Here is a 20,441-nt window from a genome sequence, read left to right as displayed (position 1 = left end):
TTTGGCCGTCCACCCGGTGAGGATGGAAGACTACTGCACAAGTCGAGCGAACGGGATAGCGCAACGCCATAAAAAGCGCGCGCAAGCTTCGGCGTATTCGCTAATGAATATTTACCGGTGCCAACAAACCACTCAAACGATCGACGCTCCCCGCAATGCGCTCAAGCTGGGGATAACGCAGTGTGCCGTGATAGGGAATCGTTGCGGCATGAGTCTGCCCATCGGCCTCGTATTGAATGTCGATCGATGCAGTGGTGGCCGATTTCACGGCAGCCTTCATCAGGTCGGACGTATACGGTTTGCCATTCACCGAAATGATATGTGCTCCAGGAGCCACACCAGCGGTGAACGCCGGACCCTGCCAGGAAGCAACCCGCACATCGCCCTTGCTCGATATCGACAAGCCGATCGAGTACGTGAGATCGATCACGCCGGAGTCGACCTCGTCCTGTGTAAAAGTCGCGGTAGGCGTATCGGTATAGACGAGCCGCCAGCCCATCCGCGCGAGGCCGTCGAGAACGCTCGAATCATGGGCATCCAGTCGTGACCTCAAGAAGCCACTCCAGTCGTACGGCACGATTCGATCAAGCGCGTCGCACACCTGCTCGAACGTGTAGGTTGAGGTGATGCGCGAACCGTTGCCCACGTCGAAGAACGCACGTGCGAAATCATTGAGACTTTTTTTATCGCTGCTGCGCTCGCGCACGATGGCGTCAACGTCCAGCCACAGCATCACGCCCTCCGGGTAATAATCTTCGCGACGTTGCCAATCGCGCCATGCCACCGAATGGCCCGCCATGTAGAGCGGATCGTTATTGCTGTCCTGTAGAGTCTTCCAGCTCCGCCCCACCCGCGCGTCAACCACGGCAGCATCAAGCGCCAGCTTGTCGAGTGTCTCTTGCCGCGTTCGTTGACCGCTGCGCGCGGCAAGAACCCGCCCCCAGAACTCCGTTTGTCCTTCATAAACCCAAAGCAGGCTATCCCGCATAGGTACATTCAACGTCGGGGTCCATAAGTCAGCCGGCTGACGAAATTTCCCGTTCCATGAATGCACGTACTCGTGGGCAATCAAGTCAAGATTGTTAAGTTGCTCGGCGTTGTCAGTGAAATAGTTGGCCGGCAGATTGTCTTCACCGGATTCCAGATGCTCGATGCCACCGGCGGGGAACGCATCGCTCAGCGTGACGATCGCATCGTAGTGAGCGTAATGCGGCGGCCCAAGCAGTTGCCGGGTCTGCACAAGAAGCTGGCGTAACTTGCTCAAGTCATCGCCAGTTTCCGCAAGGTCGCCGCGGTTATCGGCCAACAGATCCAGCCGGACCGTAGGCACGCCATCCGGCGTAAGTTTCACTTGCCGCCAGTACCGACCGGCATAGACCGGCGAATCGGTAAGCGCTTCCAGCGATACCGGCTTGTAAGCAACCATGTCGTCGGACGCACCATCCACGTCGAGCGAGGTGAAGGCTTTGAGCCCTGGAGGCAACTTCAAACTCGCAGCGACAGGAATGTTTCTGGCAAACCAGCCCGCCGGATAAAGAAGCAGTCGCTGCCATTGCACATCGACGAGGTTCGGCGTCATCAAAGCGTCAGATGCTCGCGTCAGATATTGAAACTCGACCTCGATCGCGCGCGCGCCAACGGGCACGTTGATATGGAACGCATGCATGTCGACTGCATCGCGCTGCCAATCGACACTCTTGCCGTCGATGCTGACGAAGAGACCCGCAAGATTGGCCACTGAAATCGTCTCGGCATGACTCGCGCTTTCCCAGGCCGGATAGAGCAAGGTAAGCGATCCCGAGGCCTGAACCGGCAAGATTTCTCGCACGGCAAATAATTTATGGGCGATATCGGTCGCGTCAACAACTAGCGATAGGGTGCCCTTGAACGGCACATCGCGAGGTGCCTCGATCGGTGCTGGATAAGGCAGCGGCTGGGGATTGATGCCCTTGCCCGTTGCGGCCAGCGAGAATGTAAACGCCACGCTCGCAACAGCGCACAATGCCATTGCTAGGCGATGGGTGACGCTAGGTGAAAAAGCGTTTGCCCTGTAGAACATGCGGCCGACACAACGCTTGCTCGCTCGCATAGACAGCAGAGCTTGTCCTGGCAATCGGAACGTAGCGTATTTGATAAGTTTCCTCACCGACCTGGCCTCAACGTCAATCATTGCAATGACGGCGACCAGCCTAACAAGGCTATTTACAAATAGTCAATCTTGGACTTATTGTCTATTTGATGCGAAAACGCTATTGCTATTCCGACACCGTGCAAGACCAACGAGTCGGTAAGCTCGCCACCACGTTTACGAGCCCGAGGACCAAGCGATATGCCGAAAAGGACGAAAAGTGCTCAAGCGAAATTCGCCGCGTACTTCCCCGTAGCCGATGCCATCGCGACACTTTTCCGGCCGCACGTGGAAGTGGTCATCCACGACTTGTCTTCCTTGAAAGTGGCATACATAGCCAACTCGATTTCCAGGCGACGCATTGGCGATTCATCGGTGGCTGACCAAGTCTCCGAGGAAAGCCTTGCCCAAGCCGTGATCGGTCCGTACCGCAAGGTGAACAAGGACGGTCGCAACCTGCGCTCCGTCACCGCGGTCATCCGAGATGCCGATCAGCAACCCGCTGCGATGATGTGCATCAACTTCGACGTCTCCACCCTTGAACGCATCAGGGATGAAGTATCCGCGCTGGCCTTCCTTCCGGAATCCCTGGAACCACACGCACCGTTCTTCCATGACAACTGGCGACAAGCCTTGGAACGCCTGGTGCAGGAAGTTGAGCGCGAGGAAGGCATACCGGTGAAGTCCTTCAACACCAGTCTGCGCTTTGCGCTGATCGAGAAAATCAGCGCCAGCGGTTTTCTAAGCATGCGCAATGCGCCTCCGGTCGTTGCAGAACGCGTCGGCATTTCACGGGCTGCTCTGTACAAATACCTCAAAGAGATTCGCTCACGCGCCTAGCGATTCAACTCAATTGCTAGCGTATCGGTCTGCGTGCGGATTCCGGTCGGCTTGAACACCGATTCCGCTTGACGCTGAACACCTCGCTGGTGCTGACCAGAGACTGTCGTTCTATTGCGGTTGAGGCCGCCACCCAGCGGCGGGTACTCCTCATGATGCTCGGTGGTGGCTCGCCCCACTTTCTCAACCATCCGTCGAACGCGTCGTTTTCTCCCAATGATTGATCTCGGCGGTCAAGTCAAACAACTTCTGACGCACCAAGTTGAGCGCGTCGCTTCCGAGCAGTAGATGCGCTGGTGGCGAGTCACTATCGATCAAACTCAGCATGGCTTGCGCTGCCTTTGCAGGATCGCCAAGCTGCTTTCCGTTCTTTTGCTGACGGGCCTCTCGGATCGGATCGAACAACCCGTCGTAATCAGGAATGGAGCGAGGTGTCCTGACCATCGAACGTCCTGCCCAGTCAGTGCGGAACGAGCCAGGGGCTACCGCCGTTACGGCGATACCGAGCGGCTTCACTTCTTTGCCGACTACTTCTGAAATGCCTTCCAATGCGAACTTGCTGCCGCAATAGTAGGAAATGCCAGGCAGAGTGATATAGCCGCCCATCGAAGTGACGTTGAGGATATGCCCCCTGCGTCGATGACGCATGTAGGGCAGTACGGCCTTCATCATGGCCACGGCGCCAAACACATTGACGTCGAACTGCCGCCGCATCTCTGCCAATGGCGACTCCTCCATAACGCCCTCGTGACCATATCCGGCGTTGTTGACGAGTACGTCCACCGGACCAACGGTCTCCTCGATGTCGGCAACTACCCCATCGATCGCATCATAGTCGGTGACATCGAGAATGCGGCCTATCGCGTTGCTGGCAGCAAGCGCCTCGAACTCACGCCGAGCTTGCTCATTTCGCACAGTTCCAACCACACGATGACCCATGGCGAGGGCCTCTTGGGCCAGCGCCCTGCCGAACCCGCTGCTAACCCCGGTAATAAGTAAAGTCTTGATTGCTGACATGCGACTACTCCTGAAGAACAACGGGAGGGTGCACAATAGGCTCTTATAGATAGGATTTTGACGCCTTATTATCCAACTTTCTTGCCTATTCCTATGAGAAATCATCTCCCATGAAGAAGGCCGAGCAACCTTTGGCAGACGAAAACCGGCGTCTGGCTGCCCTTACTCGCGGGCTAGCGCCCCAGGAGGGATACAACCTCACGGCACTGCCTGACGTGCGCATCCTGCGTTCTGATCGAACCCTGTCGCGAACGCCGGTTTTGTATGACCCCGGCATCGTGATCGTGTGCCAAGGGCGCAAGCGCGGCTATTTTGGCAACCAGATTTATCTTTACGACGAGCAGCATTACCTGGCCGTGGCTGTGCCCGTTCCGTTCACGATGGAATCGGATGGCACGCCCGAGCATCCATTGTTGGCCATCTATATGCATATGGATTTTCAGTTGGCCGCTGAGTTGATGATTCAAATCGACCGCCATCACTTGCCGGTTGATCGGGAGAGGCCGCTCAGCATGATGTCCAGCACCATGGACTCAGCTCTGCGGATGTCCGTGCTGCGCTTTCTGGAGGCCATGAGCCGACCATTGGAAGCGACGATTCTTGGACCAGGCCTGGTGCGTGAACTTTATTTTCGGGTACTCACTGGGCCCCAGGGCATGGCCATGCGCTCGGCCCTTGGAATGCATGGGCAATTCGGCAAGATAGGGAAAGCACTTCGCCATATTCACGTTGCATACGCCCAACCGATCAATCTGGCGCAATTGGCTAGAGAAGCGGATATGAGCGTACCCACGTTCCATAGCCATTTCAGGGCGGTAACGCAAACGTCGCCCATGCAGTACGTAAAGTCCACGCGACTACACCAAGCCCGTCTATTGATAGTGCGCCAAGGTATGACGGCGGAGGCCGCGGGCTACGCGGTGGGGTATGCAAGCGCGTCGCAATTCAATCGAGAGTTCAAGCGGCTTTTCGGCCTTCCGCCAGCTGCGGAAGTGAGGCGCATGAGGGAAAACTTTGCGATACCTCCCGCGCAAGCGGCGTCGAACTACGTCTCATCACACTGAATTGATACAACACAGCCCCTTCTGGGTGCTGGATGGTGTCCGCTTCCAACCGAAGCAGACCTGGCTTCGCATAGAAACCACTGAGCAACAGCGGCACGATGTTCAACGCCAGAGGGATGTTCAAACGTGGCCGGAACGGTGTTCAGTCGTCACCGGAATCCACGACAAAAAAGAAAAGGCCACCTCGCGGCGGCCTTCTCTCGCATAGCGCGTCAACCAACCTCGGTGAATCAGGCCGCGGCGCCCTCTTTTTTCAGGCTGGCCATGTCGATCACGAAGCGGTACTTCACGTCGCTCTTAAGCATGCGCTCGTAGGCTTCGTTGATGTCCTGGATGTTGATCTTCTCGATGTCCGAGGCGATACCGTGCTCGGCGCAGAAATCGAGCATCTCCTGCGTCTCGGCAATACCCCCGATCAGTGAGCCGGCCAGCGAACGACGCCCGAAAATCAGTGCGCCAGCGCCCAATTCAGCTGGCTTGTCAGGTACGCCAACCAGGGTCATGGTGCCGCCGCGCTTGAGCATCTGCAGATAGACGTCCAAATCGTGCTTGGCCGACACGGTATCCAGAATGAAATCGAAGGTGCCCGCATGGGCCTTCATCTGCTCGGGGTTGTTGGACAACACCACCTCGTCGGCGCCCAGGCGCAGCGCATCTTCGCGCTTGGACTCGGACGTGGTGAACTGCACCACCTTGGCACCAAAGGCATGCGCCAGCTTCAGCGCCATATGGCCCAGACCGCCCAGACCAACCACGCCGACCTTGCTGCCCTTACCTACTTTCCAATGCTTCAGCGGTGAGTAGGTGGTGATACCGGCACACAGCAGCGGGGCTGCAGCGGCCGGATCGAGCTTGTCGGAAATGCGCAGGGTAAACGCCTCGTCCACCACGATCTGGCTCGAGTAGCCGCCCTGAGTGACGCGACCGTCGTGACGATCCTTACCGGCGTAGGTAAGAGTGAAGCCGTTCTCGCAAAACTGCTCGAGGTCTTCCTTGCAGCTGGCGCATTCGCGGCACGAGTCGACCAAACAACCGACGCCGGCCATGTCGCCCACCTTGAACTTGGTCACGCCCTTACCAACAGCGGTGACGCGACCGATGATCTCGTGGCCCGGCACGATCGGGTACTCGCCCTTGCCCCACTCATCGCGCACGGTGTGCAGGTCCGAATGGCAGACGCCGCAGTAGAGGATGTCGATCACGACGTCGAGGTCACGTGGATCGCGGCGCTCGAAGCGGTATGGCGCCAACGGGGCTTTGGCCGATGCGGCGGCATAGCTGAGAGTGGGAAGCATGGGAGATCTCCGTAGGGGGATAGGAACCCGTTCAGAGTACGGCGTGTAAAGCAACCGTAGTAGTCTCAATAACGGCTTTCAAAAACAACCAGGAGTTTCCAATGGATCGACTCCGCGCGATCGAGACTTTTCTCAAGGCGATCGACCTGGGCAGCTTCAACCGCACCGCCTCGGCCCAGGGCACCACCCCGCAGGCCGTCAGCAAGGCCGTGCGCCAGCTCGAGCGCGAGCTGGGCGTGCAGCTATTCCGTCGCAGCACGCGCAAAAGCAGCCTCACCGAAGAGGGCCGCCGCTTCGCCGACAAGGTGCGGCCCGGCATCGAGACCGTCAACAGCGCATGGCAGCATGCGCGACAAGCGGTCACCGAGGAACAAGGCACTATCCGCCTCACCGCTTCGCCGAGTCTGGGTCGTCTCTTTCTGCTGCCGCTGATCGGGATGTTCCGCCGAATGTATCCGGGCGTGATGGTCGAGTTGTTGTCGGACGACCGCTATACCGATCTGATCGGTAGCGACATCGACATCGGCTTCCGTAGTGGTTTTTCGCCCGACGCCCAACTGGTGGTACGCGAACTATTCCGCATCCAGTTGATCATATGCGCCAGCCCAGCCTATCTGGCCGAACACGGTGTACCGTCGCAAAGAGAGCAACTGGAAGGACATCTGTTTACCGGTTCGCGTCACCCCAATACCGGGCGCATCTCACCCTGGGAGTTCCTGCATGAGGGGGAGTTGCGCTTCGGCGACCTGCCAGCCGGCTTCACCAGCAACGACCCCGAGGCCGAAACCCAGGCCGTGATAGCCGGGCTCGGCGTGGGCCAGATCGACAGCATCAGCGCCGCCCGCCATCTGCGCAGCGGAGCGCTGGTGCCCTTGATGCTCGATCAACTCAACGAGCGCTACGGCGTTTACATGTACTACGCCCAGCGTACGGAGATACCCAGTCGCGTGCGCAAATTCATCGACTTCGTGATGGCCCAGACCGGCGATGCGGCCGCCTGCCGCCTTACGGAGGAGGAATTGAAGACTCTGCATCGACGTGGGCTGCGTGCCGCCACGCCAAGCAAACCGGCTCGACGATCGAAGCACGCGTAACCTATAACTTTAGTCGGCCGCGACTCTGGCGTGCGCATTCCGCGGCGGCCACGTCAGTGGGTTACGATGCGGCGCCTTGATCGCGTTGCGGCAAGCTACCGCTGGTTTCAGGAGTACCCCACGTGTCGCATTGCTCCAGCCCCCTGCTTACGCGCCCCATCGTCGATGCCTTGCTCGCTGCACGCGATGCCGGCGCAGGCGAGTGGATCGGCTCGCTGGATCTGGGGATCTCGAACGCCAGTACGCCGCTGGAGATGGACGCCTGGCAGTGGCGTGGCCAGCATTATCCCTACCCGCCCAAGCTGAAAGACCGCACGATTTATTACTGGGACGGCGAGGAATTCGCGCCTGTGTCGCGCTTTGCTGGCTCGCTGATCAAGCTGGTACCCACCGAATGGGGCGCACCGACGTTCGAGATCGACGGCATCAAGATGCTGCCGACGTCGAAAGAGTCACCCTTCGAGGATGCGCGCCGCAAAGTGGCGCTGATCGAGCCGCGTGGCAAGGTGGTGCTCGATACCTGCGGCGGACTGGGCTACTTCGCAGCCTGCTGCCTGGAGGCGGGTGTGGCGCACATCCAGTCGCTCGAAAAGAACGCCGACGTGTTGTGGCTGCGCACGCTCAATCCATGGTCGCCCAATCCGGATGGGCTCGCCAGCGGCGGGCGCCTGCAGCTCAATCATGCCGATGTGTCGCAGGCAATCACGCAGGTTGCCGACGCGTCAGTCGACGCGCTGCTGCACGACCCGCCGCGCTTCGGCATCGCCGGCGAACTCTACTCGCAAGTGTTCTACGATCAGCTGGCACGTGTACTGCGCCGCGGCGGCCGGCTGTTCCACTACACCGGCAGCCCGAACAAACTCACCAGTGGCCGCGACGTTCCCAACGAGGTGGCCAAGCGGCTGGAGAAAGCCGGCTTCAAGGCGCAGCTGGCGCTGGATGGCGTACTGGCAACACGGCGTTAAAACCCTCCCGACAAAAGCCCGCTAGTCTCCCATCGAAGAACGCTGCGCCTGGATGAAATCGACAAACGCGCGCAGCGGCGCAGGAAGATGGTGGCGCCCCGGATAGTAGAGAAACGGCCCGGAGAACCGTTGCCACCAGGGCTCCAACACCGGTTCAAGTGCACCACTTTCGAGATGCGGGCGCAGCCAGCCCTCGAACAATTGGATGACACCGCAGCCGGCGACGGCGGCGTCTACGGCAAGATCGGTAGCCGCGCCGATGCGAACGACCAGCGGACCGGAAGGCTCCACCGTGACGATCTCGCCATCACGCTCGAACTCCCAAGCATGCATGGCACCGCTGGCAAACCGCCCGCGCAGGCAGGCATGGGCGAGCAGATCGCGCGGATGGTCGGGGCGACCGCAGCGGTCGAGATAGGCCGGCGACGCTGCCGTCGCATAGCACTGCACGCGCGGGCCGATCGGCAAGGCGATCATGTCCTGCTCCAGCCGTTCGTCATAGCGAATGCCGGCATCACAGCCCGCGGCGAGCATGTCGACGAAGCTGTCTTCGGCGATGATCTCCAGACGGATGTCGGGATAGGCCGCGAGAAACGGCGGCACGATGTACGGCAGGACCAGCCGCGCCGCACTCACCGGCACATTCAGCCGGAGCGTACCGGCTGGGCGGTCGCGAAAACCGTTGACCACATCCAGCGCGGCCTCGACTTCGCCCAGCGCAGGGCCAAGCCGATCGAGCAGTCGCGCGCCGGCTTCGGTGGGCATCACGCTGCGGGTGGTGCGGTTGAGCAGCCTCACGCCGAGCGCGCGCTCGAGCCGGCGCACCGCCTCGCTCAGACTGGACGCGCTGCCGTCCATCTTCCTGGCGGCATCGCGAAACCCGCCTGCCCGGGCCACAGCGACGAAGGCCGTGAGATCTGCAAGATTCGCCGGCATTGTTCGATTTTCCATACGGCCCGTGCCGATTTAGCCTGGTTATCATACAAGCGTCGAGTGTCTATATTTCAGGTCCCTTGATGAGAAAGACCCTGAGAGAAAGACCATGACAGACATCCGCAAAGCCGGAACTTTCAAGCTCGGCGATCGCATCGTAAAGCGCCTGGGCTACGGTGCCATGCAACTGGCCGGCAAAGGCGTGTTCGGGCCGCCGAAAGATCGTGACGGTGCGCTCGCCGTGCTGCGCGAGGCCGTGGCCAGCGGTATCGATCACATCGACACCAGCGACTTCTACGGCCCGCATGTCACCAATCAGATCATTCGCGAAGCGCTGCACCCGTACGCCGACGATCTGGTGATCGTCACCAAGATCGGGGCGCGCCGCGGCGAAGACAGTTCGTGGAATCCAGCCTTTTCAGCGGAAGAGCTGACCCGCGCCGTGCATGACAACCTGCGCAACCTCGGGTTGGACGTGCTCGATGTCGTCAACCTGCGCCTGATGTTCAGTATTCACGGCCCGGCCGAGGGCTCGCTCGAAGCGCCACTAACTGTGCTTGCGGAGCTCCAGCAGCAAGGTCTGGTTCGCCATATCGGCTTGAGCAACGTGACGCGCAAGCAGATCGCCGAGGGGCGCACCATCGCGGATATCGTCTGCGTGCAGAACCAGTACAACCTCGCGCACCGGAACGACGACGCCCTGATCGACGAACTCGCCGCCGCGGGTATCGCTTATGCACCGTTCTTCCCGCTCGGTGGTTTCACACCGTTGCAATCAACCGCACTCTCCGATGTTGCCGCGCAACTCGATGCCACGCCCATGCAGGTGGCACTCGCCTGGTTGCTGCAGCGCTCCCCGAACATCCTGCTGATTCCGGGCACCTCATCCGTAACGCATCTGCGCGAGAATCTGGCGGCGGTCGATATCGCCTTGCCAGACGACGCGCTGAAAACGCTGGATCACATCGCGGGTGATAACGCGCCGGGCTGAGGCTGGGCCGACGCAACACGTTTAGCAACGAGGGCAGCCCTCAGGAAGGAATGCCCTCGCCACCGTTCAGATCAGCACTAGCGCTACTGGTTCCGCCCTATTTGCGTGCCGCGATAATCTGGCTCAGGTAATCCGGCGTGCCCTCGACGCGGACCAGATGCGGGTACCGCAGGCCGCCGTGATAATCCACCGACACCGTGCGGAAACCGCCCTGGTAGTTCAGCAGCAGCTGGATTGGTGACTGGCTGTCTTTGGCCGCCGCAATCGCGCTCTTCAACACGTCGCTCGAATAGTCCTGGCCGTTCACCGCGACCAGGGTGGCTCCGCTGCTGACGCCGGCCTTGAACGCCGCGCCATTCCAGTTCACGTCGTTGATCAGTCCCTTGTCTGCCATCGTCAAACCGATCGACCAGGTGAAGTTGTACAGATGGCGCGGCGGTTCCGGCTGGCTGTTGTACTGCTTCTCGTAGTCGCTTTCCTTGTCGGTATAGACCAGCTTCCATCCGGAGCCATCGATGCCATTGAGCGGCGGATTAAGTGCATCAACGCGGGCGTGCAGGAAGCTGGCCCAGTCGTAAGGCGCCACGCCGTTCAATGCGGCCACGACGTCGTCGAAGGTGTAAGTCTTGGTCACGTAGCTGCCATTGTCGACACCGAAAAACGCATGGGCGAAATCGTCCAGCGACTTGCGGTCATTCGTCAGAGCGCGCAGCTTGCTATCCACCTCCAGCCACATCATCTGTCCGCCGCTGTAATAATCCTCGCTCATCTGCCAGCTGCGATACGGCAGGCCCGAGCGATGCGCAGCAGTGGGATCATTGGTCGTGTCCTCGAGCGTGCGCCACGCGAAACCGGCGCGGTTACGCTCGTAATTGGCCGCTGTCATCGCCAGCGCATCGCGAAACTGCTGTGGCGTCCACATGCCGGAACGCGCGGTCAGCACGAAACCCCAATACTGTGTCTGCCCCTCGTAGACCCATAGCAGGGAATCGCCCATCGGCACGTTGAAGTTGGGCGTCCACAGGTCAGCCGGACGTCGGAACTTGCCGTTCCACGAATGCGTGTACTCGTGCGCCAGCAGGTCCCGATCGGGCGCGTTCTCACTCCACGCCGTGAAGTAATCGGCACCGAGACCGTCCTCGCTGGACTGATGGTGCTCGGTGCCGTTGCCGCCCAACTGATCCGAAAGCGAAAAGAGAAAGTCGTAGTGGTCGTAGTGATGCGAGCCAAACAGCGTGATCGCCTGCGTCACCAATGCCCGATGCACCTTCAACTGCTCGGGCGTCATCTCCAGATACTTCGGTGCATCCGCCACGATGTCCAGATGTACCGGCGCGCCGCCGGCAGGCGTGAGATCGACGCGCTTGAAGTACTGGCCCGCGTAGATCGGCGAATCAACCAGATTGTTGAACGTCACCGGCTTGAAGGTGGTGGTGTCACCCGACTCAGACGTCGTCTCCAGCGCGGTGCCGAGCTGCCAGCCATGCGCCAGCGTCACGCTGGGCACAAAGGTGATACCACGCGAAAAATAGCCGGCCGGATACAGCGAAACCTTGCTCCATTCCATGTCCATCATGCGGTCGGTGATATCGAAATCGCCGCTGCGACCGGACAGATACTGAAAGTCCACGTCGATGCTCGACACGCCGGTCGGTACATCGAGATGGAACGCGAAGACGTTGTACTTGTCGCGCTTCCACATCAGCGGCTTGCCGTTGCCACTGAGCTTGAGCCCGGCAAGCATGGCAATCGGACCACTCGGCGAATGGTCGCCAGGAATCCACTGCGGATACAGCAATGTCAACGCACCCGACTTCACCGGAATGGTCTCGTGCACGCGAAAAATACCCTGTACCGTGTCGCTGGCATCGACATGAATCGCTATCGTGCCGGGATACGGCGTGTCCTGTGGTGGTGGTACCTGGTCGGTTCGCAGCTCCTGTGCGCATACGCTACCGATCGCGAGAGCCATCGATATGGCCACGACAAGACGTACAAGCATGCAGCGCGCGCCAGACGGCGACCGGGGGAAAGAGGCAACCAACATGATGAACTCCGACAGGCAAATCCAAGGAATTCGCACAACTTAACATCGCCGCACAAACTTATGTGCCCGATTTATTTCTCCCCCCAACATGGGGAGGGAATCCGAGCACGGCGAGTGATGCTGCACTTGGCTGTTTGCGCACGCGTCCCTATTCCACCCGTTTCCCGCCGCTGGCCGAGGCCAGGCGCAGAAAGGTCTCGTGCTGGTAGCGGCTCATGCGCAGCTTCTGGCCGGTATCCATCGTGACGACGTGGTAGCCGTTGAACCACGGATGGATAGCCTGGATCCGGCGCACGTTGATAATTGCCGAGCGGTGGACGCGCGCGAAATGCCGCGGATCAAGGCGCGCTGCGAGCGCGCTCATGGTCTCTCGCATCTCGTGGACGCCATCGGCCAGGTGGATCTGCACGGTGTTGCCGCTGGCCTTGATCCACACGATCTGGTCGACGTCGATAAAACTGATGTGCTCGTCGATGCGCACGGGAAGGCGCTGGATGTAGTCATCGCGCTGGCGCAAGGCGTCGAGCGCCTGCAGGATCTGCGCGGAGGCGACCCCGCCTACGCCCTCACCGGTCGACAGCCGCGCCTTCACGCGCCGCAGCGTGTTCGCGAAACGCTCCCGACTGAACGGCTTCACCAGGTAATCCACCGCATTCGCCTCAAATGCCCGCACCGCATATTGCTCGAAGGCGGTGACAAACACCGTCGCCGGCATGCGCTCTGCGCCAATGGTCGCCGCCACGTCCATGCCGCTCATGGCAGGCATCTGGATGTCGAGAAAAACCAGGTCCGGTGACTGACTGCGTATCGCCTCGACCGCCGACACGCCATCACCGCACTCGGCCAACAGCTCGATGTCGGGATCGTCACGCAGCAGCCGCACAATGGCATGACGTGCGATCGGCTCGTCGTCCACGACCAGGGTAGCGATGCTCATGCGGAGGCGACCTCGGGCGCATCGTCAGGCTCTTCGATCTCGCGAAACGGCAGCCGAAGACGGCAGATAACGCCCTGAGGCCAAATCATCCCCAAGTTAACCTGCGCAACACCGCCATATAGTTCGCGCAGGCGTAGCTCGGTGTTCGACAGCCCGATACCGTGTCCCGAGGTGGATGCTGCGCCAGCCTCCAGCGTGCTGTTGCGATTGCGCACGTCGATGCACAGAGTGTCCCCCTCACGCCGACTTTCTATTTCGATGCAGTCCACACCGACTCGCTTGCCGATCCCATGGGTGATGGCGTTCTCCACAATCGGCTGCAGGATCAGGCTGGGCACAGCGCAATCCAGCGTATCCGGAGCGACGTAGATCTGCGTGGTGAGGCGATCCTTGAAGCGTATGCGCTGGATGCCGAGATAGAGATCCAGCAGCACCAGCTCCCGCCGTAAACTGATTTCCTGCCCGTCGTAGTCCTCAAGGAATGCACGCAGCAGGTCGCTCAGGCGCAGCAGCATGTCTTCAGCCGACAACGTGTCCTCGTCCAGCAACGTCGCTATCGCGTGCAGCGTGTTGAACAGGAAATGCGGCTGCAGTTGCGACTTCAACGCACGCAGGCGCGACTGTGCAAGCTCCGTCGCCAGCTGGATCGCTTCGATCTCGCGGCGGGTCTTTTCCGCGTGGAACTGCATGGCCTGCTGAATCGCAAATAGCGACCAGTAGACCAACAAGCCGGTGGCGAAATGCTGGCCGAGAAACTGTCTGACCTGCTCACCGAACGAACTCGGTTCGAACGGCGTCGACACGAACGCTCCAATGAACATGGCCAGCAGAGTCACGCCCACGCTCACCGGCAATTGCATACCCAGCCCGCGCAGGCGCACCGGCGACTGGATCGGATACTTCGCTGCCAACCGGAACACCATCGGCGCCAATGCTGCCCACGTATACCACTGGATCATCGACCAGCGCAGGTCATCGAAGACCGACCAGGTATTTCCGTACAGCGCGTCTTGCATGGACCGCTGTATCGTAAACACCACCACTACCACCGCCCACAGGCCGAGATAGCGGAACAGGCCGATTTGCGTGTTGCCGAGGCGAACCATCATCGCGGGATATCCCGTGGATTGGAGTGGCCATCCTAGGTGCTGCGCACGGCGCTGCAAAGCAAGATCGCGACGCCACTACGATTCACCACCGCGTTACGACGATTCATCCCGAACCGCTTTCGCAGGACACCTCCATCCGGCCATATCAGGGTGCCGACCGTGTACACACGAGCCACCGGCGGCACCTCACCTCAGCCGGAGCACCTCCATGAATTCGACCAGCGCCACCTCTCTTGTAGCCATGTTTGCCTTCGCGCTTGGCAACCTGCTCGTCGTTCCATCGGCGGTCAGCGCCGATGCAGCGCGCAGACCCGCGCGGCACTTCGATCTGGTGAACGCCACATTTGACAGTGTCACCGCGCTCGCCATCGCGCCTGCCGATCGCGATGCCTTCCAGGACATCACCCTCGGCCAGCCGCTGCAAGGCGGCCTGACCTCAATGACCTTCGATGTCCCCGCTGGCGGATGCCTGCGCGACCTCCGTGTCACCTTCCACGGTGGACGTACCCAGCTCGTTCCGCGCATCGATGTCTGCCGAAGCAGTGGCCTGCGCCTGGCGTCACACGACGGCAGCCCAAAACCTTCCTGAGCATGATCAAACCAGAGTCAGAGTGCACTTCCCCTGCATGGCCTGACGGCCTGCTGTCATCGTTGGAATGACTGCATGCTCGACACTACCCCCTTGACCATCAGCCCTCGCCGTCATCAGCCGATGGGAAGTGTCTCCGGCTCCTTTGGTTCAAAGCTCTTGCTGTTTGTCCCGCATCGCGTTCGAAAATCTCCGAAGAAGCTTCGACAGCATGGTGCGCTCCTCCTTGGTCCAGTCATCCAGAAGCTGAGACAGTAGCGTTCGTCGCGCCAACTTGATCGCCTCGATGGTGCGAGATCCGGCCTTGGTGATGACGGCTTCCTTGACCCGCATGTCGTTTGCGCCGGGTTGGCGTTTGACGAGGCCTAGCTCTTCGAGCTTGGCTATCTGTCGACTGACAGTGGAAGGATCACGGCCCACTTGCTCGGCCAGCTCAGCGCCACCCATGGCTGGAGAAATGCTGAGGCGGACCAAGAGCGGGAAAAGCGCTCGATCGAGCGATACGCCGGCTTCCCGCAGCAAGACATCATCCTGACGCGGGCTATTCATGGCCCCGACCAAATCAATCAACGAGCCGGCGAGCTCATCCAAATTACTTGTATCACGCATGCTTTACTTGCCCCCCTCATCGGCCTACTATTGCTTGCATCATACAAGCAATAGTGATCATCATGAATCGCAAAAGTGTTCTTCTTATCATGGGCAGCACACGTGCTGGCCGGATCTGCCCGGTCATCACCGAATGGGTTGCTGGCATCGGGCGCTCCTGCACCGACTCTAGCTATGAGCTGGTGGACCTGTCGCAATGGCCACTGCCCATGGATGACGAACCGGGCATCCCCGCGGCCGGCGGATATATTCAGCCTCACACGCAAGCGTGGAGCGAAAAGGTGGCCAGTGCAGATGCCATCGTTTTCGTCACGCCGCAATACAACTGGGGTTATCCCGCAACGTTAAAAAACGCGATTGACCACCTCTACAAGGAATGGAACGGAAAGCCTGCGGCGATCATTACTTACGGAGGCCATGGCGGCGGAAAATGTGCCGAACAGCTGCGCCAGGTCGCCGGGGCCGTCAAGATGCAGCTGATATCAGCGACGCCTGCCATCACCCTTTCCAGCGACGTCATCAAGAACGGATCACCCATCAACCCCGACGTCGATTTCAAGACTTACCTTGAGTCCGTCGAGCAGGCGCTCCACCAGTTGGCGACCTTTATGGTTTGACCTATGCGAGCAAAGCCAGCTCACTGTTGCCGTTTGCTAAACGTGCTTGGCGAAACGCCTTAGGTCTTCAGCGTAAGCCACTGGCGCTTCCCAACCCGGGAAGTGACCGCCGTGCTTTTGCATGGAGTATTGCCTGACGTTATAAAAGCGCTCGGCCCAGACCTTGGGTGCAGTCACCAAATCCTTTGGCCACATGCAAATGGCCGTAGGTACGCTGACATGGTCGCCGAGCTGAATCTTTGGCCGAAAGTGGCGGTTGTCGTAGTAGTAACGCATCGATGACCCGATCGTCTGCGTGGACCAATAAACCATCAGATTGTCGATGAGCATGTCCGATGGAAAGGTCTGCAGAAGATCGCCGCCGTGATCGCTCCAACAGTAAAACTTCTCCGCAATCCAGCTAGCCAGACCAACAGGTGAATCCGCTAAAGCGAACGCCAGCGTTTGCGGTCGAGTGGATTGCAGATGGTTATAGGCGCCCTGCTCCGCCTCCCATTGCGCAACGCTTGCTTGATAGGCGCGCTCGACATCCGAAAGAGGTGGTGACTGTGCTGTGAGCGGCGGGTCCACCACCGCTGAAAGATGGATGCCCATGACGCTCTCGGGGTACTTCAATGCCAATCGCGTCGCTACGCCGGCGCCGATGTCGGTTCCCGACGCGAGATAACCCGGGTAACCGAGATGCTCGGTCATCAGCGAGTGGAACAATGCTTCGGTACTGACTGGATACGGACGCGTGGGTCGATCCGAAAAGCCAAACCCCGGCAGTGCCGGAATCACCACGTCGAAAGCGTCGTCTGCCGAACCACCAAAGGCGGCCGGATCAGCAAGCATCGGCGCCAGCTTTGCATACTCGACGAAGCTGGACGGCCAGCCGTTCATCAGGATCAGCGGCTTCGGCCGCGGGCCACGGCCTTTCAAATGGATATAGCTGACGCCCAAACCGCCGATATCCGCCCGGAACTGCGGCAACACGTTCAATCGTTTTTCGGCGGCGTCCATATCGTAATCCGCCGACCAATACTGCACGAGCGCCTTCAGGAAAGACTCGTTCATTCCATAGCGCCAATCTGTCGTTACCGCGTCGCTCCAACGCGTCTCGACAAGGCGACGTCGAAGATCTCCCCTCAGTGCGCTGTCGAATTTGATATGAAAGGGTTGACTAGGCATCACGTCACTTTCTCCTGTCGCTATTCGTTGCTCGGAGCGCTGGCCTTGCGCCAGCATGCGCGCCGCGATGGGTGCGGTAACGGTTAGTGCGAAAGCGCCGCCGACCTTTCTCAGAAACTGGCGTCGCTGCATGCATGAAATTCCTCAGAGAAAAATGGAGCGCCACAGCCAGCTATCGGCGCTGATCCAGCAAGGCAGTCAAGCCATTCCCGCAGTTACCGTATAAATAAATTAAATGGTAACATCGACATTCGCCAGAGAACTACCATGCCCGAACACCGCACCGGCACGCCCGCCAGACTGAGCCAGTTGGAATCGTTTCTCTGGCACGATTTCGACGCCGGCTTTGACGACTGGAACGTGTGGGTTCGCCGAAAAATGCCGCACAGCGCTGAAGCGACCACGACGAAGAGTGCGTTTCGCTACGGCATGCAAATCCATGCAGCATTGAGGTCGTTGCAAGCCGCCAACAGCGGCATGGCCACGAGCAACGAAGTCGCCGGTCGTGAAACATTCAACCGCCTCGCAGCCCACTACGGCATTCGCCCGCGCCTTGGCGAGGACGGACTTATCGTCCTCGCGTCAGACCGCCCGACGGACGGTGTGGTGTCGCTTATCCTCGCCGCCTTCGAGGCCATGCAGACCGGCGTCTGGAAACGATTCAAGCTGTGCCGTGAGCCAACCTGCCGCGCCTCCTATTACGATGCCTCCAAAGCAGCGGCGAAAACATGGTGTTCCATGGACACCTGCGGCAGCCGCAACAAGATGCGCCGCTACCGCGCTAAAACGTAAGAGCTAACCGAAGCAAGCATGCCAGACAGGTCGTTGAGGAGTTTTCGGATGTGAGACAAGCCGCAAGTGGAGCCACCCTCATCGTGGATAGCATCCACCGAAGCACTTATGGCGTATAAACCTTTTGACCCTTCAGCCAGAGCAGGAATCCCACCCATGAAGTCATTGTTGAAATTCGCCGCCCTCAGCCTCGTCGGCACCGCCATCCTCGCGTCGCCTGCGTTTGCTGCATTGAAGGAAGGCACCCAGGCACCGGAATTCACCGCGCCGGCCTATCTCGCCGGCCAGCCTTTCACATTCGATCTGGCCGATGCACTGAAGAAAGGGCCAGTGGTGGTCTACTTCTTCCCGGCCGCACACACCTCGGGCTGCAACATCGAGGCTCACCTGTTCTCGCAGGCTATCGACCAGTTCAAGGCGCTGCATGCCACCGTGATCGGCGTTACCGCCGGCCATACCTCAGAACTGGCGGATTTCTCCAAGGAAACCGAGCACTGTGGCGGCAAGTTTCCAGTCGCCGCGGATGAGGGCGCAAAGATTGCCAAGGAATACGACGCGACGCTGACGCTCAAGCCGGACTGGTCGGACCGCACCTCGTACGTGATCGCCCCGTCGGGAAAGATCACCCACGTTTATTCCAGCCTCAGCCCCACGAAGCATGTTCAAGAGACGCTCGACGCAGTGAAAGCGCTCGAGAAACAGGGCTAACTGCGCGACTGGTCCAAGGCTGCCGATAAACCATCGGCAGCCCTCTCGCGCTCGTCAATGAAAGGATGCACAGGCATCCACAGCTAACCAACCTGATGCAGTTTCCGCCAACGAGCATCGTCCGGAAACTTAGCCGCGCGCTCACAGGATGGAACGCGATCCAAATTCCCCGCCGCAGTTTCTCGCGATGGAAGGCAATGTCTTTCGCAGTAGTACAAAAGCCATCACAACGGCAAGAAAAGCGAAGAGACTTCCCTCAGGCCCCACCGCACCGCCGGTAAGCCAAACCGACCCATAGGGGAGAAAATCAAAGAGATGCCCTTGGTCGAGGTAGCCGCTCCCCGCCGCACCAAACAGTGGCGCGCTGGCCCAGTTCCAGCCAGCGTGATAGCCCACGGACCACCATAGCGATCCCGTGCGGTACACAGCATAGGCCAACAGCGCACCCTGAATGCCCAGCCTTACCAACCAGATCGCACTCGCGCCGGGATTTCCAAGGTGGATGACGACGAACATCAAGCCCGACACGAGAACAGCACCTTTCCAGCCTAAGAAACGCTCGGCGACCAGAAGTATCGCCGCCCTTCCATACAGCTCTTCACCCAGGGCGCCCACCACATCGGCAAGTAGCCAGCCACCGCCAAACTTGAGGGCGGTAGCAGCGGGTTGAGATACATGAGAAACGCGCGCATCTCCGACGAAGACAATGCACAGGATCGCCGCGGTCATCACCACCAAACCGATCAACAGACCGATGACGATGTGCCGGAATACGCGCCTGTCTTTTAACGGGAAGCCGTCGAACGGACGCCCCAGCACGGCCCAAATGGCGGCCACAAGCAAAGCATTCCAGCCAAGCCTCACGATCATGAGGGCCGCATAGGCCTCCAAGGACATGGCTCCATCCTTGATCATGTGCAGATCGGCGGCCTGTTTCAAAGGCGCAATGGCGAACGATTCAACCGGCGCCTGGAGAAAATACGCGCCAATCAGAATCGCGAGCGCACACCATGCGCGTAACGAGCGCCAGTCCAGAGAAACAGTTTCACGCATAACTAATCTTCCGAAACGATCCCATGCTGAGGAGGCCCATGATGTGCATGTATCGCAAAGACAATAAAGAGGCCTTATGGCACGCAGCATTACAACAACAACGTGTTCTGAGAACGCTCTAATTTTATTGCAAATCTCCGGCACCACAGATGTAGGACAAGCTGCCCACCCTCGTCGATGGCAAGATCCGACCCGAACAACGGCGTCGGCAATTTCTTCACCGTTGGTGGATATTACGTCGGCTGGCTCTTCACGCCGACCGACAAACAGATGCACGCAGCGATCAATGCGCTTGGCGATCGCGGCGATGAACCACAACGCGCGTTCCCGCAAGATGGCTTGGCATTAGCTTGCTCTTCATCCCTACCCAGAGTATTAGATAAAGACATTCACGTGGTTTGTCGATCAGCAACCGGGGACGTTGTCAGTGACGATGCGGCCGGAAGACTTGCCTATCCGACTATCAAGCACCCGATCAGGTGA

At 59.5% G+C, this 20,441-nt stretch carries 20 protein-coding genes; 10 read left to right on the top strand and 10 right to left on the bottom strand.

Going from position 1 to position 20,441, the window contains the following annotated elements; all coding sequences use genetic code 11:
* Positions 1 to 100 precede the first annotated feature (100 nt).
* A complete protein-coding gene (locus HDE80_RS14090) occupies positions 101 to 1,984 on the bottom strand; it encodes a M61 family peptidase (protein ID WP_345776453.1) in 1,884 nt (627 codons plus the stop codon).
* A gap of 345 nt (positions 1,985 to 2,329) precedes the next feature.
* Here HDE80_RS14090 and HDE80_RS14085 point away from each other — a divergent pair, with 345 nt between their 5' ends.
* Complete coding sequence (locus HDE80_RS14085) at positions 2,330 to 2,968, top strand: PAS domain-containing protein (RefSeq protein WP_184671882.1); 639 nt, start codon at positions 2,330 to 2,332, stop codon at positions 2,966 to 2,968.
* Positions 2,969 to 3,151: 183 nt separating this feature from the next.
* Here HDE80_RS14085 and HDE80_RS14080 read toward each other — a convergent pair whose 3' ends face one another.
* Entirely contained in the window at positions 3,152 to 3,985 is an 834-nt protein-coding gene (locus HDE80_RS14080) for an oxidoreductase (protein ID WP_184671880.1), read from the bottom strand.
* Positions 3,986 to 4,095: 110 nt separating this feature from the next.
* Between HDE80_RS14080 and HDE80_RS14075 the strand changes: the two genes are divergently transcribed.
* A complete protein-coding gene (locus HDE80_RS14075) occupies positions 4,096 to 5,049 on the top strand; it encodes an AraC family transcriptional regulator (RefSeq protein WP_184671878.1) in 954 nt (317 codons plus the stop codon).
* A 230-nt stretch (positions 5,050 to 5,279) separates the two neighbouring features.
* On the opposite strand, the gene HDE80_RS14070 is transcribed toward HDE80_RS14075, so the two are convergent.
* On the bottom strand, positions 5,280 to 6,344 hold the full coding sequence (locus tag HDE80_RS14070; RefSeq protein ID WP_184671876.1) for an NAD(P)-dependent alcohol dehydrogenase: 1,065 nt from the start codon (positions 6,342 to 6,344) through the stop codon (positions 5,280 to 5,282).
* A gap of 101 nt (positions 6,345 to 6,445) precedes the next feature.
* Between HDE80_RS14070 and HDE80_RS14065 the strand changes: the two genes are divergently transcribed.
* Positions 6,446 to 7,438 carry a LysR family transcriptional regulator gene (locus HDE80_RS14065; protein ID WP_184671874.1) on the top strand — a complete coding sequence of 331 codons (993 nt, stop codon included), beginning with the start codon at positions 6,446 to 6,448 and terminating at the stop codon, positions 7,436 to 7,438.
* A gap of 122 nt (positions 7,439 to 7,560) precedes the next feature.
* Complete coding sequence (locus tag HDE80_RS14060; RefSeq protein ID WP_184671872.1) at positions 7,561 to 8,403, top strand: SAM-dependent methyltransferase; 843 nt, start codon at positions 7,561 to 7,563, stop codon at positions 8,401 to 8,403.
* Between the two features lie 21 nt (positions 8,404 to 8,424).
* On the opposite strand, the gene HDE80_RS14055 is transcribed toward HDE80_RS14060, so the two are convergent.
* Positions 8,425 to 9,339 (bottom strand): LysR family transcriptional regulator, encoded by a 915-nt coding sequence (locus HDE80_RS14055; protein WP_184671870.1) that lies wholly within the window; start codon positions 9,337 to 9,339, stop codon positions 8,425 to 8,427.
* Positions 9,340 to 9,445: 106 nt separating this feature from the next.
* On the opposite strand from HDE80_RS14055, the gene HDE80_RS14050 reads away from it, so the two are divergent.
* Entirely contained in the window at positions 9,446 to 10,327 is an 882-nt protein-coding gene (locus HDE80_RS14050) for an aldo/keto reductase family oxidoreductase (protein ID WP_184671869.1), read from the top strand.
* Positions 10,328 to 10,424: 97 nt separating this feature from the next.
* Here HDE80_RS14050 and HDE80_RS14045 read toward each other — a convergent pair whose 3' ends face one another.
* The 3 genes from HDE80_RS14045 to HDE80_RS14035 all read right to left on the bottom strand — a co-directional run bounded on the left by HDE80_RS14045 (position 10,425) and on the right by HDE80_RS14035 (position 14,420).
* Complete coding sequence (locus HDE80_RS14045) at positions 10,425 to 12,374, bottom strand: M61 family metallopeptidase (protein ID WP_184671868.1); 1,950 nt, start codon at positions 12,372 to 12,374, stop codon at positions 10,425 to 10,427.
* Positions 12,375 to 12,522: 148 nt separating this feature from the next.
* Complete coding sequence (locus HDE80_RS14040; protein ID WP_184671867.1) at positions 12,523 to 13,311, bottom strand: LytTR family DNA-binding domain-containing protein; 789 nt, start codon at positions 13,309 to 13,311, stop codon at positions 12,523 to 12,525.
* Complete coding sequence (locus HDE80_RS14035) at positions 13,308 to 14,420, bottom strand: histidine kinase (protein WP_184671866.1); 1,113 nt, start codon at positions 14,418 to 14,420, stop codon at positions 13,308 to 13,310. The genes HDE80_RS14040 and HDE80_RS14035 overlap by 4 nt, the downstream gene beginning before the upstream one ends.
* A 208-nt stretch (positions 14,421 to 14,628) precedes the next feature.
* On the opposite strand from HDE80_RS14035, the gene HDE80_RS14030 reads away from it, so the two are divergent.
* Complete coding sequence (locus tag HDE80_RS14030) at positions 14,629 to 15,009, top strand: hypothetical protein (protein ID WP_184671865.1); 381 nt, start codon at positions 14,629 to 14,631, stop codon at positions 15,007 to 15,009.
* Between the two features lie 150 nt (positions 15,010 to 15,159).
* Here the strand turns inward: HDE80_RS14030 and HDE80_RS14025 are convergent, their stop codons facing one another.
* On the bottom strand, positions 15,160 to 15,618 hold the full coding sequence (locus tag HDE80_RS14025) for a MarR family transcriptional regulator (RefSeq protein ID WP_184671864.1): 459 nt from the start codon (positions 15,616 to 15,618) through the stop codon (positions 15,160 to 15,162).
* 62 nt (positions 15,619 to 15,680) lie between these two features.
* On the opposite strand from HDE80_RS14025, the gene HDE80_RS14020 reads away from it, so the two are divergent.
* On the top strand, positions 15,681 to 16,235 hold the full coding sequence (locus HDE80_RS14020; RefSeq protein WP_184671863.1) for an NAD(P)H-dependent oxidoreductase: 555 nt from the start codon (positions 15,681 to 15,683) through the stop codon (positions 16,233 to 16,235).
* 36 nt (positions 16,236 to 16,271) lie between these two features.
* Here the strand turns inward: HDE80_RS14020 and HDE80_RS14015 are convergent, their stop codons facing one another.
* Complete coding sequence (locus tag HDE80_RS14015) at positions 16,272 to 17,405, bottom strand: epoxide hydrolase family protein (protein WP_255483800.1); 1,134 nt, start codon at positions 17,403 to 17,405, stop codon at positions 16,272 to 16,274.
* A 267-nt stretch (positions 17,406 to 17,672) separates the two neighbouring features.
* Between HDE80_RS14015 and HDE80_RS14010 the strand changes: the two genes are divergently transcribed.
* Both HDE80_RS14010 and HDE80_RS14005 read left to right on the top strand, forming a co-directional pair.
* Positions 17,673 to 18,197: a CGNR zinc finger domain-containing protein gene (locus HDE80_RS14010; protein WP_184601172.1), complete on the top strand. Its 525-nt coding sequence runs from the start codon at positions 17,673 to 17,675 to the stop codon at positions 18,195 to 18,197.
* Between the two features lie 156 nt (positions 18,198 to 18,353).
* Positions 18,354 to 18,905 carry a peroxiredoxin gene (locus HDE80_RS14005; protein ID WP_184672178.1) on the top strand — a complete coding sequence of 184 codons (552 nt, stop codon included), beginning with the start codon at positions 18,354 to 18,356 and terminating at the stop codon, positions 18,903 to 18,905.
* Positions 18,906 to 19,046: 141 nt separating this feature from the next.
* On the opposite strand, the gene HDE80_RS14000 is transcribed toward HDE80_RS14005, so the two are convergent.
* A complete protein-coding gene (locus HDE80_RS14000) occupies positions 19,047 to 19,958 on the bottom strand; it encodes a type II CAAX endopeptidase family protein (RefSeq protein ID WP_184671860.1) in 912 nt (303 codons plus the stop codon).
* A 177-nt stretch (positions 19,959 to 20,135) separates the two neighbouring features.
* Here HDE80_RS14000 and HDE80_RS13995 point away from each other — a divergent pair, with 177 nt between their 5' ends.
* Positions 20,136 to 20,441, top strand: a complete 306-nt coding sequence (locus HDE80_RS13995; RefSeq protein WP_184671859.1) for a hypothetical protein — start codon at positions 20,136 to 20,138, stop codon at positions 20,439 to 20,441.

This window comes from Rhodanobacter sp. A1T4, from assembly GCF_014207185.1.
Taxonomy (GTDB): Bacteria; Pseudomonadota; Gammaproteobacteria; order Xanthomonadales; family Rhodanobacteraceae; genus Rhodanobacter.
Note: the sequence above shows the minus strand (reverse complement) of the source record. Positions and strands in the feature narration are given on the sequence as shown.

What these genes read in the sequence shown, in the direction of transcription:
- HDE80_RS14085 (WP_184671882.1), top strand. Translation starts at nt 2,330, where the DNA reads ATGCCGAAAAGGACGAAAAGTGCTCAAGCGAAATTCGCCGCGTACTTC.
- HDE80_RS14080 (WP_184671880.1), bottom strand. Translation starts at nt 3,985, where the DNA reads ATGTCAGCAATCAAGACTTTACTTATTACCGGGGTTAGCAGCGGGTTC.
- HDE80_RS14075 (WP_184671878.1), top strand. Translation starts at nt 4,096, where the DNA reads ATGAAGAAGGCCGAGCAACCTTTGGCAGACGAAAACCGGCGTCTGGCT.
- HDE80_RS14070 (WP_184671876.1), bottom strand. Translation starts at nt 6,344, where the DNA reads ATGCTTCCCACTCTCAGCTATGCCGCCGCATCGGCCAAAGCCCCGTTG.
- HDE80_RS14065 (WP_184671874.1), top strand. Translation starts at nt 6,446, where the DNA reads ATGGATCGACTCCGCGCGATCGAGACTTTTCTCAAGGCGATCGACCTG.
- HDE80_RS14055 (WP_184671870.1), bottom strand. Translation starts at nt 9,339, where the DNA reads ATGCCGGCGAATCTTGCAGATCTCACGGCCTTCGTCGCTGTGGCCCGG.
- HDE80_RS14050 (WP_184671869.1), top strand. Translation starts at nt 9,446, where the DNA reads ATGACAGACATCCGCAAAGCCGGAACTTTCAAGCTCGGCGATCGCATC.
- HDE80_RS14045 (WP_184671868.1), bottom strand. Translation starts at nt 12,374, where the DNA reads ATGTTGGTTGCCTCTTTCCCCCGGTCGCCGTCTGGCGCGCGCTGCATG.
- HDE80_RS14040 (WP_184671867.1), bottom strand. Translation starts at nt 13,311, where the DNA reads ATGAGCATCGCTACCCTGGTCGTGGACGACGAGCCGATCGCACGTCAT.
- HDE80_RS14035 (WP_184671866.1), bottom strand. Translation starts at nt 14,420, where the DNA reads ATGATGGTTCGCCTCGGCAACACGCAAATCGGCCTGTTCCGCTATCTC.
- HDE80_RS14030 (WP_184671865.1), top strand. Translation starts at nt 14,629, where the DNA reads ATGAATTCGACCAGCGCCACCTCTCTTGTAGCCATGTTTGCCTTCGCG.
- HDE80_RS14025 (WP_184671864.1), bottom strand. Translation starts at nt 15,618, where the DNA reads ATGCGTGATACAAGTAATTTGGATGAGCTCGCCGGCTCGTTGATTGAT.
- HDE80_RS14020 (WP_184671863.1), top strand. Translation starts at nt 15,681, where the DNA reads ATGAATCGCAAAAGTGTTCTTCTTATCATGGGCAGCACACGTGCTGGC.
- HDE80_RS14015 (WP_255483800.1), bottom strand. Translation starts at nt 17,405, where the DNA reads ATGCCTAGTCAACCCTTTCATATCAAATTCGACAGCGCACTGAGGGGA.
- HDE80_RS14010 (WP_184601172.1), top strand. Translation starts at nt 17,673, where the DNA reads ATGCCCGAACACCGCACCGGCACGCCCGCCAGACTGAGCCAGTTGGAA.
- HDE80_RS14005 (WP_184672178.1), top strand. Translation starts at nt 18,354, where the DNA reads ATGAAGTCATTGTTGAAATTCGCCGCCCTCAGCCTCGTCGGCACCGCC.
- HDE80_RS14000 (WP_184671860.1), bottom strand. Translation starts at nt 19,958, where the DNA reads ATGCGTGAAACTGTTTCTCTGGACTGGCGCTCGTTACGCGCATGGTGT.
- HDE80_RS13995 (WP_184671859.1), top strand. Translation starts at nt 20,136, where the DNA reads ATGGCAAGATCCGACCCGAACAACGGCGTCGGCAATTTCTTCACCGTT.